Consider the following 17,007-nt stretch of genomic DNA (forward strand, 5'->3'; position numbering starts at 1 on the left):
GATTTGAAAAGCAACCCTAAACCACAGGACAATATTTGTATTGCTTTCTTCTACATTAGCTGAAAATCAAATAGAATGAGCCCATCAAAATACACACGCAGAGATTTTTTGCAAACTTCAGCCTTGGGAATCGCTTCGGTGTTCTTCGGTTCCTCATTTACCAATGCATTTGATTTTTCTGAGAAACCTTATTTTAAACTAAAACCGATTGGCCGTTCATTAGAACTTGAAGGCTATTACATTTGGTGCTCTTCTCCTATTTGGGGAGAAGATGGAAAAGTTCATCTTTTTTATTCGCGCTGGAAAAAAGAAAAAGGAATGGGAGGTTGGCTCAATGGTTCTGAAATCTGTCGTGCAGAAGCCAATTCACCATTTGAAAAGTTTGAACATAAACAGATTATTCTCAGTCCGAGAGGCGAAGGTTTTTGGGATGCAACAACTTGCCACAATCCGTTAATTAAAAAAGTAGACGACCAATATTATCTGTTTTTTATGGGGAATTCCAACGGAAAAACCAATACAAAAAGAATAGGATTGGCTGTCTCTAAAAGTCTTGATGGAGAATGGACGAGACCTGAACAACCATTGCTTTTACCCGGGAAAGAAGGTTCGTGGGATGATCATTGTACTACAAATCCGGCTTTCGTAAAAGGAAACGACGGAAAATACTGGCTTTTTTATAAATCGTGGAATACCAAAGAATACGAAACTCAAAAAGGAACAGTCCGCGGAAATCGTAAATACGGTTTAGCAAAAGCTTTGAAACCTGAAGGTCCATATATTAAAGTTTCAGAAAATCCCGTGATTGATTTTTCAAGTCTTCCAAATAATGCTCAATTGGAAGATGCTTTTGTCTGGAAACAAAAAGGGAAATTCCACATGATTGCAAGAGATATGGGATTTTATAATCATGAGTACGGTTTGCATTTAACCTCAAAAGATGGCACAGAATGGACAAAACCCGAAGTCGCATATTTAGATTTAAAACAGTACATCACTGAAGCTGAACCTCCGAAACATTTAAAACGATTCGGAAGATTAGAACGACCAATGATTTTGTTTGATAAAGACGGTAAAACTCCAAAGTTTTTATTCGGAGCCACACAGGGTGGAAGTTTTGAAACTTCTACGACTTTTGTGTTTGAGATTTTAAATCGCTAGTTTTTTAATTCATATAGATTTTGTTTAAACCATCACGATTTTGTTGATGGTTTTTTATTTTAAAGATTTTTAATGCTATGCTCTCAAGGTTATATTAGATACGAATTTATATTTCCGTTCGCCAGTACACTTCGTTCAGCAATGGTTAAATCCTAACTTCGCTGAGTGAAGCGTCTTTGCGAACGTAAATGAAACAATTAAAAGTTCAAAAATCTTTGCGGACTTTGCGTTAAAGTTATACAGTGAAAAATCAAATTTATTTTAATATTTTTGAGCATTAATAAGTATTTGAGCACATGGATTTTGAAGATTTTATCATTTCACCCAGAAATTTCAGGACAGAAAACTGGCAAATCGGAAATAAAATTACCAAGGATATAAAAGAAGACAGCATTGTTTTGCTTTTCGTTTCCGATTACAGAGGTGCAAATGGCGATGCAGAAGTGCAGGATTTTACAGCGGTTAGAAAAGAATTTTACAAACTTTCACAGCTTGATTTTGAAATTCCGATTGTGGATTTGGGAGACTTGGTTTCCGGGAAATCGGTACAGGATTCTCATTATATTTTGCAGGAAGTTTTGTCGGCTTGCCATTCTAAAAGAGCAATTCCGGTGATTATTGGCGGCTCAAATGACTTTGCTTTTTCTTTATTTTCAGGATTAAATTATCACCAGCAAAATATTAATTATACTCAAATCAGCAATATTATTTCGCTAAAACAAGGTGAAACGATTGATGAGCATACTTTTTTAAGCAAAATTTTAGGTTCAAAAAATTTCTCAATTAAAAATTATCATCATTTAGGTTACCAAAAACATCTGAACGAACAGGATTCTGTGAAGCTCATCAAAGAAGTTGAGTTTGATATTATTCGCCTTGCCGAAATGATGAATTCTACAGAAAAAACCGAGCCGTTTTTCAGAAAGACAGATTTGGTAACAGTAAATTGTGATGCGATTGAAAGTTTTGGTGATGCTTTTTCTATGAATCCTCAGGTAAATGGCTTAAACCGAAGAGAAATTTGTGCTTATATGAAAGAAATTGGCTTAAGTGAAAACTTAAAGTCAGTAGGAATATTTAATTATAATATTTATTCTGAAAATCAATTGAATCATCAGCTTTTAGCACAAATGATTTGGTATCTGATTGAAGGAATCAACATCCAACATTCGCATCCTAAAGAAAGGCATTACGAAATGTTTTATGTTTTGATTGAGGACAGACAATATGCTTTTAAGCGTGATACATTCAGCAATCTTTGGTATTTTGGAGACGATGAAAATATTGAAAACTGTATTCCGTGTTCGAGAAAAGATTTTGATGAAGCCAAAAAAGGCTGGCTCAGCGCAAGATTTACAAAAAGCTAGACGATGAAGAACGTTCCCTCAAAAGTTTCTGTCATCGTTCCGGTTTATAATGTTGAAAATTATTTGGCTAAATGTCTTGATTCTTTGATGAATCAAACCTGTCAGAATATTGAAGTTTTGGTAGTAAATGACGGGAGTAAAGATTCTTCTGAGAGAATAATCCAAGATTACGCTCAAAGATTTCCCGAAAAAATTAAGGCTTTTAATAAAGAAAACGGAGGTTTAAGTGACGCCAGAAATTTTGGGATAGATCATGCAACCGGAGATTATTTTGGGTTTGTAGACAGTGATGATTATGTTTCTGAAACAATGTTTGAAGAAATGCTGAATCTAGCAAAAAAACACGAAGCGGAAATGGTGATTTGCAACATTCAAAAAGTGGATGAGCATGGAAATATTACTCAAAAGCTGACGCAAATTCCCAATATGCCTGAAAAAATTGATTTGGAAACAAATTTTTCTGTTTTTTCAGATTTAAGCTATTTTGCATGTAATAAACTATTCAGGAAAGAACTTTTTGAAAATAAAAGATTTAAAAAAGGGGTTCATTTCGAAGATATTCAGCTGATTCCGCAGCTTTTGTTGGAATGTAAAACCTTAGCACAAACTCAGAATTTTCATTATCAATATTTGGAACGAACAGATTCTATCTCTAAAACCCACAATGAAAAAGGTTTGGATATTTTGAAAGCAGTGGAAGATGTGGAAAAAACTTTTCAAACCTCAAAATATTCTTCAAAAGCTAATGAATTAAAAGGTTTTCAAATTTTAGAGGGTATTTATACTTTTTTGGCGTATTTGGCATTTGTGAAAAACGAGAGTCAATTTTATAAAATGTCTGAAGAACTTGAGGATTTTGTGAGAAAAAGGAATATTAAAATAAAAGATATATTGAATTACAGTCGTTTTGGTAAGAATTATATTTTATCTTTGCCACTGAAAAAAACTATATTTTATCTGCTTTTTTTTGCCGGACAAAAGAAACTGATAAGAAAACTGATATAAACACAACTGAAACTATCGTTATTTTGAATAGAGAATTCAAAGTAAGGATCTTTTTAAAACTTTGCTTTCATCCTTAACTGAAAGTGAAGAACTCAAAAAGCAAAAGATGAAAAATTTTGAATTGTTCTTGAATCAAACGGGGATTTCTATTTTTTATGTAAAAGTAGGGTTGGGTTTCCTGTCCTCTTTTCTAATTACTTTTTTCTCAATTCCCACCATTATTAAAATTTCAAAGCGTAAAAATCTGATGGATGAGCCAGGCGTAAGAAGCTCACACCTCAGAAAAATACCAAATTTGGGTGGAATTGCAATGTTTTATTCAATTGGGATTTGCACTTCTATTTTTGCTTATGAAATCTTTGATCTTTATAAATTTCTTTTTGCCTCATTGATAATCCTACTCTACGTAGGAATTATGGATGATATTGTAGTGATGAGAGCTTATAAAAAGCTTGTGGCACAGATTATTGTTTCGGCATTAATCGTGATTGGCTCTGATGTGAGAATTAGAAATTTATTTGGGATTTTTGGTGTTTATGAAATTCATTATTGGGTAAGTGTAATTTTTTCGATTATTACGTTTATTATTTTAATTAATGCATTTAATCTTATTGACGGGATTGATGGTCTTGCGGGAGGTTATTCTTTAATTTGCAGCGCTCTTTTTGGAATTAGCTATTTTCGATTGGGGGAGTATAATTTTCCTTTAGTGATTTTATCGGTTGTACTTATCGGTTCTGTATTGGCGTTTTTATATTATAATTTATCAAATTACCGGGTTACGAAAATCTTTATGGGAGATACAGGATCTATGCTTTTAGGATTTTTGTTGGCTTTTACATGTATTTGCTTTATTGATATTTTTATTGATAAACAGCTTACAAACGTTCCCCGATATCATTTAAAATCAGCACCTGTTATTGCGGTTGCTATTCTTATTCTGCCTATTGTGGATACTCTGAACGTGATTTTAGTTAGGTTTTGGAATAAGAAATCTCCTTTTGAAGCAGATAAAAACCACATTCATCATAAATTACTTAAATTAGATTTTACACACAGAAGATCTAGTTTCTATATTATTACGTATTATCTTTTAATTATTGTTGTTACTTATTATCTGAGGCATATTAATGTTAACTTATTGCTGTTTATTGTTTTGGCTTTAGGTTTTTTTGGAGCTTATATTCCGGATATTATCTATGTCTTGAGAAATAATAAATTAAAAAGTAATAATTAAATTTCTATTTTTGCAAACTACAAATAATGACGATGAAAATCTATAAGTACCTGTTTTTAATTTTACCTTTTTTATTAACCTCTTGTATTACATCAAAAGATGTGAAATATATGCAGCCTAGTGAAAGCTTGGTGATTAACGAAGAGGGGCTAATCCCTTACAATATTCCTATTTATAGAATTACAAAAAACGATATGTTGACGTTGGATATTGTAACAACTCCGAAAGGTGATGCTGCACAATTTTATTCTACGCTTAATGCTTCGGGCGGTTCTGGGGGAGTTACAATGGGTATGACAGGAGCTGGAGGAGCTGGAGGAACAGGAATTGGAGGAAATGCATTGATTTACTTAAGAGGATTAAAAGTTGATTCTAAAGGTGATATTTTTGTTTTTGGTATCGGATATGTAAAAGCAGAAGGAAGAACAATTGAAGATATTACAAAAGAATTACAGGAAAAAGTAAATGAAAATTTCCAAGAAGGTAAATCTGAAGTTCGACTGAATATTGATGGTATTACTTATTATGTTTTAGGTGATGTAGAAACTGTTGGAATGACTGGTGAAAAGAAAGCTCATAAAAATACGCTCACTTTAACTGAGGCAATTTCTATGAACGGAGGTTTAAACAGAACTGTAGATCGTAAAAATATTGTTGTTTACAGAAAATTTCCGGAAGGTATAAAAAAAGCTCAGATTGATCTTACAAGAGAAGATGTAATGAATTCGCCATATTATTATGTTCAGAACGGAGATGAAATATTCCTCACAACACAAAGAAGAGCTCTCAACGGATTTGGAAAAGATCCTATCCAAACTCTTATAAGCGGAGTTTCTGTTCTTACTACGGCATTATCTATTTATTTACTTATTAAAAATCTTTAATCTATGATTCCTGGAAAAGAAACTTTAGTAGGTAAAAGCGAGGTTCAAAAAGAAAAATATGGATCTTTTGCTTTATTTGATGTAGAACATTTTTTAAGGAGAGTTTTACGGAATTGGTACTGGTTTGTATTGATGTTGTCTATAGGATACGTTACTTCTTGGTTCTATGGCAAGTATTATGCGCAAAATATTTTCTCATCAAGTTTATCATTAAGTATTTCAAGTAATACGGCAAGTTACTTCACACCTAGTCAGTCAATTAATTTTATTTGGGGACAAAATGGAAATCAAGATGGTGTTTATCTGAAAAAAATGCTTTTGTCGAGATCTCACAATGAATTTTTGGTTAAAGAATTGAATCTTTTTACAAATTACCAGACAAAAGGGGTTATTAAGTCAACATTTTTAGATAAGGGTGATTCCCCAGTTTTTTTAGAGGTGGACAGAAAGCATTTGCAACAAGTTAACTATTCTATTACTCTTACTCCCAAAGGAAATAGTTCTTTTGAGGTTAGTTTGCCGGAAGAAGGAGAGTCTACAAGTCTTTATTCGTACGATTTTGAAGGTTTTCAAAATGTTGAACCCTTTAAGAGACCTGCTAATAAAATTATTAAAATTAATGAATGGTACACTTCTCCCAATCTTAGGTTTAAATTAGTTTCAAACCCTGTAAAGCCATCTATAAAATTAGAGAATATCATTGTTAATCTTTCGACTGTAAATGATGCTGTAAATGGAATTGTTTCAACAGTGGGTGTAGATTTCGATAAGGAAATTAATACTATAATGATTATTTCTAAAACAGGATATAATCTAAATAGTACTGTGAGTTTTCTTAATAAATCTGTAGGAGAATTACAGAAAAAAAGATTCATGGATAAAACCACTATTGATAAAAATACTAATGTCTATTTAAAAGAAAGTTTAGCAGATATTCGCAAAAAATTAGATTCAAGCGCGGCTTATTTAAATTATCTTAAGGTATCTGAAAAACTATATGATATTACCAATAGGGATGAAAAATCTTTAGAAAAGATTAAAAATTTTGAAGCTAAAAAAGCTGATATTCTTAGTAAGATGAATTCTCTAAGCAATATTCGAAATTCAGTAGAATCTCAAGGCTTTGATAAAATGATTAGTCCTTCTGCCGCAGGTTTTGATGATGGTCTTTTTACAGCTTCAGTTTCAGAATTGAAAGCACTTTATCTTAAAAAAAGAGAATTGTCTTCCATTTATACTCCTAATTCAGAGCCTATAAAGGAAATAAATAGACTCATTAGTGAAGCAAAGACGAATTCTACGGGTTCGTTAAGAAATGTTTACACAGTTTATACTACAGAGCTTAATAAGATTAATCAGCAAATTGCAGAAGCTAGCTCTGATCTTACAACGTATCCCGAGAAACAAAGAAAATACCTTGATGCTGAACGAGGATATAACATGATTGAAGCGACTTATAATAGTTTGCTCAACAGACAAAATGAAAGCCAAATGCGATTGGCGACCAATCAGTCTGATATTACAGTTATAGATCCGGCTAAAAATTTGGGACAAGGACCAATCGGACCAAATATTAAAGGAACTAAAATGGCAATTATTGGAGGTTGCTTGGCTCTTCCACTTATGTTAATTCTTTTAGGTAGTTTATTTGATAGCAAAATAAGGAATATTAAAGAATTAATAAGCGCTACAAGAATTCCTTTATTGGGTGTTATTGGGAATAATAACAATGAAAATATGCTTACCGTTTTAGATTCTCCAAAATCTTCTGTTGCAGAAGCATTTAGAGGGATTCGGGCAAATGTAAGATTCCTATCAGGAGAAGATAATAAGAGCAAAGTTATTGTAGTTACTTCATCTGTTGGAGGTGAGGGTAAAACTTATATTTCGATCAATTTAGCTTCAGTTTTAGGTTTAGGTGATAAAAAAACGATTTTATTGGGGATGGATTTAAGAAAACCAAAGATTTTTGGGGATTTTAATATCGATAATAAATTAGGGATTTCAAACTATCTTACAGGAGAAACAACAATTGATCAAATTATTAATAAAACAAATATTCCTAATCTTGATGTGGCTACTTCAGGACCAATTCCTCCTAATCCGTCTGAGCTTTTAATGAGTGAAAGAAATGTGAAATTTATTGAAGAATTAAGAGAACTATATGATTTTATTATCATAGATTCGCCGCCTGTAGGTCTTGTTGCGGATGCTTATGAATTAATGAAATATTCTGATGCAAACTTATACATTGTACGCCATGAGTATACTGAAAAGTATATGCTGAAAATGATTACCGAAAAATATCATAATAATGAAATTAAGCACTTAGGCTTAGTTTATAATGATTATGTTACAAAACAAGGTTATGGGTACGGCTATGGGTATGGTTACGGCTATGGATACGGTTATGGATATTTTGATGAAGACAAAAACTATAAAGAGCCTTTATTAATCAAAGTGCGAAACAAAATTAGGGCTATTTTCAATAGATAGATATATAAATATGCCCTCAATTATTGAGGGCATATTATTTAGAAATCTTGTAGAGAAGTATTAAAAAAAGAATAAATTTGCTACTTTGTCGTTTACTTTATAACAAATTATATTTTTTTGTTTATTTTTAACTAAACATTAAGATTATCATTAATATAAAAATGTTTTATATTTGCAAAAATTAATTTTTAAAATAACCATAAATCCATATTCTTTTATGAATAAAAAATTATTGTTTAGCTTCCTTGCCATCTTAGGAACTGTGGTAAGTATAAAAGCACAAAGAAATGAATTGGGAATTCGCTTAGGGATGAGTAATCTTGTGGGTGATATCGGAAAAACCAATTACATTTTACAGCAACCTTTGGATTTGGATAGAGCTTCAGAATGGGGTGTTCCTTTTTATGGTGGAATTTTATATAGATTTAATTTTAATCCTCATCAAACAGTTAGATTAGACTTAGGTTATAATCAAGTGCAATTTAGTGATAAGGCTGCTAAAGAAGAATATAGAAGAAACAGAAACTCATTTGGTAAGAATAATATTTATGAAGCGAGTGTAGTGTTTGAATATAATTTCTTCCCTGTAAATAATGAGCAACTTAGTATGGTAAGTCCATATATTTTTGCCGGTATTGGAGGTTTAGTATTTGATGCACCAAAAGCTACATTAAATCATGATTTCAAAAGAAATGCTGATGGTGTTGCACAGGCTCCTATCAATGAATTAGATTTTAATACAACAACTGAATATTCTATGGGAAGAAAGGCGGTAGCGCAGATTCCTTTTGGAGTAGGTTTGAAGTATAAATTCAATCATGGTTGGGCAATTTTTGCAGAAGCTACTTTTAGATATACATTAACGGATCAATTAGATCATAGCAAAATTCTTGCTAAAGATGTTGTTTCTAATTATAATGCAGATATTTTAAGTCCTACAACGGGAGGATCTTTATTGCAAACAGGAAGTTATTTTGCAGTATCTAAAGAAAGAGAAGCACAGTACATTAGAAATAGACAAGTTGGTGATGGAGATTCAAGAGATTGGATGAATACTTTCAGTTTAGGATTAACTTATTCTTTCGGAAGACCGCCTTGTTATTGTGATTAAGAAAATATGTCGTTGATAAAAGAACAAATAAATTCTGAGAATTTACCGCAACATGTAGCCATCATTATGGATGGGAACGGAAGATGGGCAAAATCTCGTGGCGAAGAAAGAACTTTTGGTCATAAGAATGCCATTAATGCTGTAAGAAATGCTATTAATGCATGTAATGAGATTAATATCCCATATCTTACGCTTTATACATTTTCCTCAGAAAACTGGAAAAGACCTACAGATGAAGTAAATACCTTAATGACTTTGCTTGCTGAAACACTTTTGCTAGAAGCTGAAGAGATTTTCACTAAAGGTTTAAGAATGCATGTCATTGGTAACTTAGATAAATTACCTGTTTTGGTAAAAGAACAACTCCTGAATGTAGTTGAACTTACAAAAGAAAACACAAAAGGGAATTTGGTTTTAGCAATCAGTTATGGTTCACAAAACGAAATACTAAATGCCGTAAAAAATATAAGCTCCGATGTAAAGGAAGGAAAAATAGAGGTGGAGAATATTGATGAAAAATTATTTGAAAACTATCTTTATACAAAAGATTTTCCACCCGTTGATCTGCTTATAAGAACAAGTGGTGAAACAAGAATAAGCAATTTTTTGCTTTGGCAGATTGCTTATGCAGAACTTCAATTTCTCAATGTTCTGTGGCCAGACTTTACAAAAGATATTTTCTTCCAATGTATTGTTGATTATCAAAATAAGGAAAGAAGATATGGTCTTACAGGCGACCAAATTCAAATTCAGTAAATTTTAAGAAAAGAAAGATTACGATAAAATGAAGTTTAGACTATTACCCATCATTATGTTTGCGGCTTCTGCACATTTTTATGGACAGGTTATTCCACAAGACAGCACAAAGGTAGAAAATACCTCTGTCTTAGCAGGAAATGAAGCAGGTGCTTATACGCTGAAAGACATTGTTGTTGATGGAGTGAAAAAATACACACCAGCTCAAATCTTCAGATTTACAGGCCTATCAAAAGGTGAAATTGTTGATATTCCAGGTCAGAAAGTAAGTAATGCAATCAAAAAACTTTGGGATTCTCAGTCTTTCTCTGAAGTTGAAGTGTATGTAGAAAGCATTGAAGGACAAACTGTTGTTTTGAAATTTTATCTTCAGGATCTTAAAGATCTTGGTGAGGTGAAATTTACAGGAAAAGGGATTGGTAAGTCTAAAAATGAAAAATTAGCTAAAGACAACAATTTAAAGCCGGGAACAAAGATTACTCAAAATCTTGTTTCAAGTCTTAAAACAAATATTCCTAAAGATTACGTTAAAAAAGGTTTTGCTGATGCAAAAATTACCATTCAGGATAAGGTAAACGCAAGTGATCCTAATCTTGTAGACTGGACAATTAATGTAGAAAAAGGAAAGAGAATAAAAATCAGCCACATCGAGTTTGAAGGTAACGAAACGGTTACAGATTCTAAACTTAGAAATAAAGCTTTCAAAGAAACCAAACAAAAAAGATTTGGTATTGGTGGAATCTTGAAATCTTCAAAATTTGTTGAAGAAAAATACCAGGAAGACAAGAAAAATCTAGTTAATTATTATAATTCATTAGGATATAGAGATGCAACAATTGTTTCTGATTCTGTTTGGAGAAATAAGAAAAATAATTACGAAATCAATGTTAAACTAAATGAAGGTAAAAAATATTACATCGGTGATATTACATTTACAGGAAATACAGTTTATGCTACGGAATATCTTCAGAGAATTTTAGGATATAAAAAAGGTGATATTTATGATGCGGTAGGTTTCAATAAAAAAGTAGGTGAAGACGGTGGAAAAGAAGACGATTCTGATATCAAATCGATATACATGAATAACGGTTACCTTTTCTCAAACGTTACTCCTGTTGAAAAATCTATAAACGGTGACGCTATTAATCTTGAAATCAGAATTAACGAAGGAGAACAGGCTACTTGGAATAAAGTAACCTGGAAAGGTAATACAACAACCCATGACCACGTTATTCTTAGAGCTTTAATGACTAAACCTGGAGAATTATTTAAAAAAACTGAAATCAAAAGAACGTATTTTGATTTAGCAGGAATGTCGTTCTTTGACCCTCAACAAATCGGTCAGGATATTCAGCCTAATCAACAGGATAATACGGTAGATATTGGTTGGTCATTAGTTGAAAAAGGTTCTTCACAAGTTCAATTACAGGCTGGTTACGGTGGTAATAGTTTCATCGGAACTCTAGGTCTTACTTTCAATAACTTCTCATTGAAAAACTTCCTGAAATTTAAAGATTTCAGACCGGTTCCTCAAGGTGATGGTCAAATATTATCGATTCAGGCACAGGCTGGACAATATTTTCAAAACTACGGAGTTTCATTTACAGAACCTTGGTTGTTTGGTACAAAACCAACTGCACTTTCTGTAAGTTTAAATAATTCAAGAGTTAATTATAGTCAATCTACGGGGCCAGATCAGAGATTAAATATTTTCTCAGCTACTGTAGGTTTAAACAGACGTTTGAAATGGCCGGATGATTATTTTTCATTGTACACAGGTATTCAGTATCAGAAATATAATTTTAGCAATTATCCATTTGAATTCGGAACTACAACAGAATTATATGGAAATGCTAATAACTTAAGTTTAAATATTGGATTAAGCCGAAACTCTGCGGGTATTGACCCAATTTTCCCGACAACTGGTTCAAATATTGAGCTTTCGGGTAAATTTACACCTCCATATTCATTGTTTAAGAATAAAGATTATTCAACAATGAGTGCTACAGATAAATATAAGTGGATGGAATTTTACAAAGTGAAGTTCAAAGCTGATGTTTATAATGAAGTTATTGGAAAATTAGTTTTAAGATCTTCTGCTGAAATGGGCTTTATGGACGGTTACAACAAAGACTTGGGTGCACCACCATTTGAAAGATTCTATGTAGGGGGTACTGGTCTTTTCGGAGGTAGATTTGATGGTAGAGAATTAATTCCTTTGAGGGGTTACGAAAATGCTTCTACTTATGGTGGTCAAGCTGAAGATATTACTCAAAGAGGTGGAGGTACTATTTATAACAGATTTACGTTAGAATTAAGATATCCGATTTCATTAAATCAAACTGCCAAAATTTATGCCCTTACTTTTGCTGAAGGTGGTAACGTTTGGAACTCATGGGGTAATTACAATCCTTTCCAGCTTAAAAGATCAGTTGGTGTAGGTGTAAGAGTTTATATGGGAGCGTTTGGTTTGATTGGGTTTGATTTCGCTTATGGATTTGACAAAACAATTAGTGGTGATGTTTCTGGAAGTAGAACTCACTTCTTAATGAACCAATCATTATAATTCACAACATGAAAAATTTTAAAACTCTTTTCGCTTTAGTTGCAATTTTGCTATTTAGTTTTAGTAATGCTCAAAAAGTTGGAGTAATCGATACTCAATATATTTTGGATAAAATGCCTGAATATAAAGAAGCCGAAGCAAGACTTAATTCTCAGATTGATACTTGGGAAAAAGATTTGCAAAGATTACAGTCTGAATATGAGCAAAAGAGATCAGCTTTTGAAAACGAAAGAGTTTTATTAATTGGAGATCAACTGAAACTTCGTGAAAAAGAAGTTTTAGATTTAGAAAAAAACATTAAAACGACAAGCAGTTTAAGATTTGGTAAAACTGGAGAGATTAATCAGCTAAGAGCGAATCTGGTTGAACCTTTTGAAGATCAGATTTGGACTGCAGTGAAGACAATGTCCGAGAAAAATGGCTTGGGCATAGTTCTTGATAAAACTGACAACAATATAATCTTTCTTCAAAAAAGAAATGATTATACTGACAAAGTTTTAGACGTTCTATTAAAAGGAACAGGAGACAAAAAAGAAAAGAAAACTAATAAAAAATAGGAAAAGTTTTTTCAATACTTAACTTTTACCTAAATTTAAAATCTAAAAACAAATTAATTATTTATTACCCGTTATGAAAAAATTAAGTGTATTATTTGCAGCAATTGTTATGTTTGTGTCTGTAGGTATGGCAAAAGCTCAAAAAATTGCTACTTTAGACTTAGTAAGCATACTTAATGCAATGCCAGAAAAGAAAAAAGCAGATACAGATTTGAAAGCTTTCCTTGATGTAAAAGAAGCAGAGATAAAAAAGAAAACTGATGCTATGCAGGCTAAGTATAAATTGTATACTGAAGAAGCTCCTAAAAAAACTGAAGCTGAAAATAAAAGTAGAGGAGACGAAATGCAAAAGTTACAAGCTGAAGCTCAACAAATGAGTGAAAGAGCACAGAAAGATCTTGCTGAAAAAGAAAAAGTAGCTTATGCTCCTATCGAAAAGAAAGTAATGGAAGCTGTAGGAAAAGTTGCGAAAGCAAACAGCTATGATTACGTAATGGATGTAAACTCTACAGGTCTTATCTATAAAGGTGGTCCTGATGCTACTGCAGCTGTTAAGAAAGAATTAAATCTTCAATAATTTAAATATTACAAAAGATTTATAAAAACTACCATCTCTTTTAGAGGTGGTTTTTTTATTTTTGCGCTATGGAAAGAGAAGTTTCAACAACCGTAAAAGTTAGATTCAGTGATTGTGATCCAATCGGACATTTAAATAATGTAAAGTATTTGGATTATATGTTCAATGCAAGAGAAGACCACGTAGAAACTTTTTACGGATTTACTTACGAAGAATACACAAAAAAAACTGGCTGTACTTGGATTGCGATTCAAAATGAAATTGCTTATTTAAAAGAAGTAAAATATAATACTCAGGTTGTCATCAGCAGTAAAACCATTGAAGTAGGAGAACGAACTGCTAAGGTGGAAATTTTAATGAAAAGTATAGACGAAAAAACAATTCATGCGGTTCTTTGGGTAACTGTAATTTATTTCAATGTTAAAACCAGGCGTTCCGAAGTCCATCCTGAAGATATAAAACAGACTTTCGGTAAATTCTTCGTTGATTTGGAGCAGAAAGATTTCCAGCCGAGGGTAAAGTTTTTAAGATCACAAAATGCTAAAAATTCATAAATTAATTAAATGAAAAAGATACTTGTAATAGGAAGTAATGGGCAGTTAGGAAATTGCATAAGAAAGATTGCTCCGGATTTCGAAGCTCAATATGAATTTATTTTTACAGATTCTCAAACTTTAGACATCACAAACGAGTCTCAGATAAATGAATTCTTTTACGATAATAAACCTGATTTCTGTATCAATGCTTCTGCTTACACTGCGGTTGATCTTGCTGAAAAAGAAGAAGACAAAGCTTTTGCTGTAAATGCAGAAGGAGTTGGGTATTTAGCGAAAGCTTGTGCTGATAACAAAACAGTGTTTATTCATGTTTCTACCGACTATGTTTTTGATGGAGAGACCAATTTAGATTATTCCGAAGATGATTTCACAAATCCATTAGGAATTTATGGTAAATCAAAATTAGTAGGTGAAGAATTAGCGTTGGAAAATAATCCTCAAACCATTATTTTGAGAACTTCCTGGTTATATTCCGAGTTCAACAAAAATTTTGTTAAAACAATGCTTAATTTATTTTCTCAGAAAGAAGAATTGGGAATTGTTGCTGATCAATTTGGTCAGCCAACAAACGCAAATGATTTATCCGAAGCAATAATGAACATTATTGAAAGTCCAAATAAAACATTTGGTATTTTTCACTTCTCCAATTATCCGGAAACGACTTGGTTTGAGTTTGCTCAAAAAATTGCAGACTTGTCAAAATCATCAGTAAAACTTAATGCATTAACAACCGAACAATATCCAACTCCGGCTAAAAGACCAAAACGTAGCACAATGTGTCTTGATAAGATAGAAAATGTGTACGGCATTGAGCCAAAACACTGGGAAAACAGTTTAGAAGATTGCGTTAAAATACTTTCAAATTAAAATGAATACTAAAAATATCACCACTTTTATTTTTGCTTTTTTCTTTGGCTTCATTAATGCACAGAATATTTACTTATCTAAAGTTGAAAAGGTCAACGATAATGCAGATAAATTTTTTATAAAAATTAATAAAGATATATCCGCAGAATATCTTGGGCAGATTGATGTTCAAGGATTTTCTTCCGATGATGAGGATGTTTTCTCTAAAATTTATAAAAAAGCAAAGGAAATTGGAGCCAACGCTTTTGCTTACCAACCATTTGATACGGTTGATGAAATAGAGCAACCTTTTAATCCTTCGAATTATAGAATTAAACTTTTTTATATCACAAAAGAAGAATTTTCTAAAAATTCGCAGCAACTTTATTTGTTTTCTTCCTCGGAAAAATCTCAAACCATTAGTATAAATAAAAAAGATTATGTGCTCGAACCGAGATCTTACCTCTCGTTAACAACTATTCGTGGAGATATTTATACAATTTCGACAAAAAAATTCCTCGGATCGGCAATTAAAGTCTCGAATACTGAAGGCGTTCCTAAATATTTTCAGGTATCCGCTCTTAAAGTCAGCTCAAACAAATCTGGAGATGCCGGAATAAATTTAAAATCCGGTGATATTACAGGAATCGATAGATCGTATGGAGATTTCCTCAGAATGATTTACAAAGAAGCTAAGTAATTTAAAAAACAATTTACCTCAGAAATTCTGGGGTGTTTATTATTTGTAGCTATTTCCCGCTCTGCACTATATCTTTTGCTCTTCGTTCCTCATCACAAAAGGATGCCGTTTCGATCGGGGCTATGGAGTTAGGTTTGCGACAGATTTTGTTGTTTCCGGTTAAGATAAGTGACTCCATTTTCTACACTTATAATATTGCATAGAATATTTCATAGCCAAGATTTGTGGCAGCATGAAACTTGTTATTAAGTGCTTTTTGTCATATATAGAAGTAATTATTAATTCAAAACAAATTATTACAAATACATTTCCAAACATTTTCCATCACCCAAAGCTCCTTCGGAGCTTGACCTTTGTAGTATAAAAAATGTATTTGAATCTATAGCTCCTTCGGAGCGATACTTCTGGCTAATAGGTTTTCCTTTCAATTGTTTTTGATTATTTCAAAACACATTAAATATCAAATCCCATTTATTCTAAAATCTCCAAACCAAATTTTCTTTTCCTGTTCACGTATTTTAAGTTGTTTCAAATTTTTCTAAACGATATTCCATCGTTGCATCATGTTGCGTATCAATAATTTTCCAAGCATTTTCCGCTCCTATGGCACTTGACCTTTGTAGTAAATAAATTCGAAAATGATTAAGCTCCCTCGGAGCGACACAACCTTTTGAATATTTCAAGGCACTATCTATATTTATGGATCGGTTTTCGAAACTTTTCCATTTTTTAGTTTTGTTAAGCAATATAATTGAATCTATAGCTCCTTAAGAGCGGCACAAAACCTTAGGCAATATTCCATTTAAAATGTTTGCTATCGTTTCAAATTGCATTGAATTCTCAACAAATAACATTTCCTTTCACCCAACTTCCCCTTTTCTTATTTCTTTTCAAACATTGGTTTAAATTTTCCTCTCAGTAAACCAGCGAGTTAAGTTTAAATATTAAATAAGTATAAATTTTATGTTAAATTAGTTTGTTTTGTATAGTTATAAATTTCTACTTTTGCCCCACTGAAAAACGAGAGTTTGTAGGTAGCGCAGAGGAGCTTTTAGATAAGCGGAGAACATTAAGAAATACTTTTATTAAGGGTGGGGTTGTCGAGAGATACTTCACGACTTAATAAAGATATGAATCGAAAAAAAAACTTTTAAATTTTTAGAGATAATAGTTGGGAAAGTTAAAAA

At 32.1% G+C, this 17,007-nt stretch carries 14 protein-coding genes; all 14 read left to right on the plus strand.

The window, feature by feature from the left end:
- The first annotated feature begins 75 nt into the window (after window positions 1-75).
- The 14 genes from OF897_RS03320 to OF897_RS03385 all read left to right on the plus strand — a co-directional run bounded on the left by OF897_RS03320 (window position 76) and on the right by OF897_RS03385 (window position 15,820).
- On the plus strand, window positions 76-1,161 hold the full coding sequence (locus tag OF897_RS03320) for a glycoside hydrolase family protein (RefSeq protein WP_267264273.1): 1,086 nt from the start codon (window positions 76-78) through the stop codon (window positions 1,159-1,161).
- Between the two features lie 296 nt (window positions 1,162-1,457).
- Window positions 1,458-2,528 (plus strand): formimidoylglutamase, encoded by a 1,071-nt coding sequence (locus OF897_RS03325; RefSeq protein ID WP_267264274.1) that lies wholly within the window; start codon window positions 1,458-1,460, stop codon window positions 2,526-2,528.
- A gap of 3 nt (window positions 2,529-2,531) precedes the next feature.
- Window positions 2,532-3,533 carry a glycosyltransferase family 2 protein gene (locus tag OF897_RS03330; RefSeq protein WP_267264275.1) on the plus strand — a complete coding sequence of 334 codons (1,002 nt, stop codon included), beginning with the start codon at window positions 2,532-2,534 and terminating at the stop codon, window positions 3,531-3,533.
- 106 nt (window positions 3,534-3,639) lie between these two features.
- Entirely contained in the window at window positions 3,640-4,770 is a 1,131-nt protein-coding gene (locus OF897_RS03335) for a glycosyltransferase family 4 protein (protein WP_267264276.1), read from the plus strand.
- A 32-nt stretch (window positions 4,771-4,802) separates the two neighbouring features.
- Window positions 4,803-5,654 (plus strand): polysaccharide biosynthesis/export family protein, encoded by an 852-nt coding sequence (locus OF897_RS03340; protein ID WP_267264277.1) that lies wholly within the window; start codon window positions 4,803-4,805, stop codon window positions 5,652-5,654.
- Window positions 5,655-5,657: 3 nt separating this feature from the next.
- Complete coding sequence (locus OF897_RS03345) at window positions 5,658-8,150, plus strand: exopolysaccharide transport family protein (RefSeq protein ID WP_267264278.1); 2,493 nt, start codon at window positions 5,658-5,660, stop codon at window positions 8,148-8,150.
- Between the two features lie 217 nt (window positions 8,151-8,367).
- Complete coding sequence (gene porG, locus OF897_RS03350) at window positions 8,368-9,261, plus strand: type IX secretion system protein PorG (RefSeq protein WP_267264279.1); 894 nt, start codon at window positions 8,368-8,370, stop codon at window positions 9,259-9,261.
- Between the two features lie 6 nt (window positions 9,262-9,267).
- Window positions 9,268-10,017 (plus strand): isoprenyl transferase, encoded by a 750-nt coding sequence (locus tag OF897_RS03355; protein ID WP_267264280.1) that lies wholly within the window; start codon window positions 9,268-9,270, stop codon window positions 10,015-10,017.
- Between the two features lie 28 nt (window positions 10,018-10,045).
- Window positions 10,046-12,583 carry a BamA/OMP85 family outer membrane protein gene (locus OF897_RS03360; protein ID WP_267264281.1) on the plus strand — a complete coding sequence of 846 codons (2,538 nt, stop codon included), beginning with the start codon at window positions 10,046-10,048 and terminating at the stop codon, window positions 12,581-12,583.
- Between the two features lie 8 nt (window positions 12,584-12,591).
- Window positions 12,592-13,140, plus strand: coding sequence for an OmpH family outer membrane protein (locus OF897_RS03365; protein WP_267264282.1), 549 nt, complete (start codon window positions 12,592-12,594; stop codon window positions 13,138-13,140).
- A gap of 73 nt (window positions 13,141-13,213) precedes the next feature.
- Window positions 13,214-13,717, plus strand: a complete 504-nt coding sequence (locus tag OF897_RS03370; RefSeq protein ID WP_267264283.1) for an OmpH family outer membrane protein — start codon at window positions 13,214-13,216, stop codon at window positions 13,715-13,717.
- 68 nt (window positions 13,718-13,785) lie between these two features.
- Window positions 13,786-14,271: an acyl-CoA thioesterase gene (locus OF897_RS03375; protein WP_267264284.1), complete on the plus strand. Its 486-nt coding sequence runs from the start codon at window positions 13,786-13,788 to the stop codon at window positions 14,269-14,271.
- Between the two features lie 9 nt (window positions 14,272-14,280).
- Window positions 14,281-15,141 carry a dTDP-4-dehydrorhamnose reductase gene (gene rfbD / locus OF897_RS03380; protein WP_267264285.1) on the plus strand — a complete coding sequence of 287 codons (861 nt, stop codon included), beginning with the start codon at window positions 14,281-14,283 and terminating at the stop codon, window positions 15,139-15,141.
- Between the two features lies 1 nt (window position 15,142).
- Window positions 15,143-15,820, plus strand: a complete 678-nt coding sequence (locus tag OF897_RS03385; protein ID WP_267264286.1) for a hypothetical protein — start codon at window positions 15,143-15,145, stop codon at window positions 15,818-15,820.
- The last annotated feature ends 1,187 nt before the right edge of the window (window positions 15,821-17,007 follow it).

Source organism: Chryseobacterium formosum (assembly GCF_026460885.1).
In the GTDB taxonomy this organism is placed as follows: Bacteria; Bacteroidota; Bacteroidia; order Flavobacteriales; family Weeksellaceae; genus Chryseobacterium; species Chryseobacterium formosus.

Excerpts from the sequence above, each read along its gene's own strand:
- OF897_RS03325 (WP_267264274.1), top strand. The coding sequence starts at position 1,458 with ATGGATTTTGAAGATTTTATCATTTCACCCAGAAATTTCAGGACAGAA.
- OF897_RS03365 (WP_267264282.1), top strand. The coding sequence starts at position 12,592 with ATGAAAAATTTTAAAACTCTTTTCGCTTTAGTTGCAATTTTGCTATTT.
- OF897_RS03360 (WP_267264281.1), top strand. The coding sequence starts at position 10,046 with ATGAAGTTTAGACTATTACCCATCATTATGTTTGCGGCTTCTGCACAT.
- rfbD (WP_267264285.1), top strand. The coding sequence starts at position 14,281 with ATGAAAAAGATACTTGTAATAGGAAGTAATGGGCAGTTAGGAAATTGC.
- OF897_RS03330 (WP_267264275.1), top strand. The coding sequence starts at position 2,532 with ATGAAGAACGTTCCCTCAAAAGTTTCTGTCATCGTTCCGGTTTATAAT.
- OF897_RS03335 (WP_267264276.1), top strand. The coding sequence starts at position 3,640 with ATGAAAAATTTTGAATTGTTCTTGAATCAAACGGGGATTTCTATTTTT.
- OF897_RS03345 (WP_267264278.1), top strand. The coding sequence starts at position 5,658 with ATGATTCCTGGAAAAGAAACTTTAGTAGGTAAAAGCGAGGTTCAAAAA.
- porG (WP_267264279.1), top strand. The coding sequence starts at position 8,368 with ATGAATAAAAAATTATTGTTTAGCTTCCTTGCCATCTTAGGAACTGTG.
- OF897_RS03320 (WP_267264273.1), top strand. The coding sequence starts at position 76 with ATGAGCCCATCAAAATACACACGCAGAGATTTTTTGCAAACTTCAGCC.
- OF897_RS03370 (WP_267264283.1), top strand. The coding sequence starts at position 13,214 with ATGAAAAAATTAAGTGTATTATTTGCAGCAATTGTTATGTTTGTGTCT.
- OF897_RS03375 (WP_267264284.1), top strand. The coding sequence starts at position 13,786 with ATGGAAAGAGAAGTTTCAACAACCGTAAAAGTTAGATTCAGTGATTGT.
- OF897_RS03355 (WP_267264280.1), top strand. The coding sequence starts at position 9,268 with ATGTCGTTGATAAAAGAACAAATAAATTCTGAGAATTTACCGCAACAT.
- OF897_RS03340 (WP_267264277.1), top strand. The coding sequence starts at position 4,803 with ATGAAAATCTATAAGTACCTGTTTTTAATTTTACCTTTTTTATTAACC.
- OF897_RS03385 (WP_267264286.1), top strand. The coding sequence starts at position 15,143 with ATGAATACTAAAAATATCACCACTTTTATTTTTGCTTTTTTCTTTGGC.